Here is a 1,837-nt window from a genome sequence, read left to right as displayed (position 1 = left end):
CCGGTGGCCGACGCGCGGTCCCTGCTCGGGCGCCCGCCGGCCACCGGCGCGTGGCGCGACGGCGACCCCGCGGGCGATCGGCGTTTCGCGGCGTTCGGGGAGTTCCGCACCGAGAACGGTGAGAGCCTGCCGGGCTTCCGCCTCGCGTACGAGACCTGGGGCGAGCTCTCCCCCGCCCGCGACAACGCCGTCCTGATCCCGCACGCCCTGACCGGCGACAGCCACGTGCGCGGACCCGCCGGCCCCGGTCACCCCACCGCCGGCTGGTGGGGCGACCTCGTCGGCCCGGGCGCCGCCATCGACACCGACCGCTGGTTCGTCGTTGCTCCGAACGTGCTCGGCGGATGCCAGGGCTCGACGGGACCGGCCAGCATCGCCCCCGACGGGTACGAGTGGGCCTCGCGCTTCCCGTACCTCACGATCCGCGATCAGGTGGGGGCGCAGGCTCTCCTGGCCGACGCGCTCGGCATCGATCGCTGGTCGGCGGTGATCGGCGGCTCCATGGGGGGCATGCACGCGCTGGAGTGGGCGGTGGGGCTCCCCGACCGGGTCGAGCGCGCCGCCATCCTCTCGGCCCCGCCGGTCACCACTGCCGACCAGATCGCGCTGAACACGGTGCAGGTCGACACGATCCGGATGGACCCCCGATTCGCGGGCGGCGAGTTCTACGACGCGGGCGACGGCGACGGGCCCCACCGGGGACTCGCCCTGGCCCGGCGCATGGCACTGCTGAACTACCGCAGCCCCACCGAGCTCAACCAGCGCTTCCAGCGGTCTTGGCAGTCGGGCGTCAGCCCCCTGGGCCACGGCGGACGCTTCGCGGTGGAGTCGTACCTCGACTTCCACGGCAACAAGTTCACGCGGCGTTTCGACGCCAACAGCTACCTCACCCTGGTCGAGGCGATGAACTCGCACGACGTCGGCCGCGACCGCGAGGGGGTCGAGGACGCCCTGCGGCGCGTCACCGCGACGACCCTCGTGCTCGGCGTCGACACCGACCGCCTCTTCCCGGTGGACGGGCAGCACCGCATCGCCCGTGGCATCCCGAACACCCTCGACGGCGATGAAGCCGTGGCCCTGACGAGCGACTTCGGCCACGACGGCTTCCTCATCGAGACCGCCGCCGTCGACCACCACGTGCGGCGGCTGTTCGCCGTCTGAGCCCGGATGCCGCCGGGAACGGCGCCGCGAGTCAGCCCTGCGTCGGGATCGAGCCGGTGATCGCCGTCTGCGCGGCCTCGGCGGCCGGCATCCGGTGCGCGGGGTGACGTCCGCTGCGGTCCTCGACGCGGAACGAGATCACGGCCACGATCAATCCGCCCAGCGCCAGCACGCCCCCCACCCAGGCGGGGGCGACGAGGCCGAATCCCGCGGCGATGACGACCCCGCCGAGGAACGCGCCGAGGCTGTTGCCGATGTTCAGCGCGGAATGGTTCAGCGCCGCCGCGATGGACTGGTTGTCCTCGGCCACGTCCATGAGCCGTGTCTGGATCGACGGGCTGAGCGCCGAACCGAAGAACGCGACGAGGAACGCGAAGAGGACGAGGCTCACGATCCACCCCGCCGTGAGGGCGAGTCCCACCGAGGCCAGGCCCAGCGCGATGAGCCCGGCGAACAGCCAGAACCGGAGGTCCTTGTCGGCCAGGGCGCCCCCGACGATGTTACCGATCGTCATCCCGACGCCCACGAGCACGAGCACGACCGAGACCGCCCACTCCGGCTGACCCGCCACGTCGGTGACCATGGGCGCGATGTAGCTGTACATCGCGAAGAAGCCGCCGAACCCGACCGCGCCGATGCCGAGCGCGAACCACACCTGCCCGAGACGGAACACGCG

At 72.6% G+C, this 1,837-nt stretch carries 2 protein-coding genes; one reads left to right on the top strand and one right to left on the bottom strand.

What is annotated here, in order from left to right:
* The first annotated feature begins 3 nt into the window (after window positions 1-3).
* On the top strand, window positions 4-1,161 hold the full coding sequence (locus LQV45_RS29380; RefSeq protein ID WP_374208326.1) for a homoserine O-acetyltransferase: 1,158 nt from the start codon (window positions 4-6) through the stop codon (window positions 1,159-1,161).
* A 31-nt stretch (window positions 1,162-1,192) separates the two neighbouring features.
* Here LQV45_RS29380 and LQV45_RS29375 read toward each other — a convergent pair.
* On the bottom strand, window positions 1,193-1,837 hold a 645-nt coding region (locus LQV45_RS29375; protein ID WP_230010607.1), incomplete at its 5' end, for an MFS transporter.

The sequence above is a fragment of the Microbacterium sp. Bi128 genome, assembly GCF_918698205.1.
This window is presented reverse-complemented; position numbering and strand designations above follow the sequence as displayed.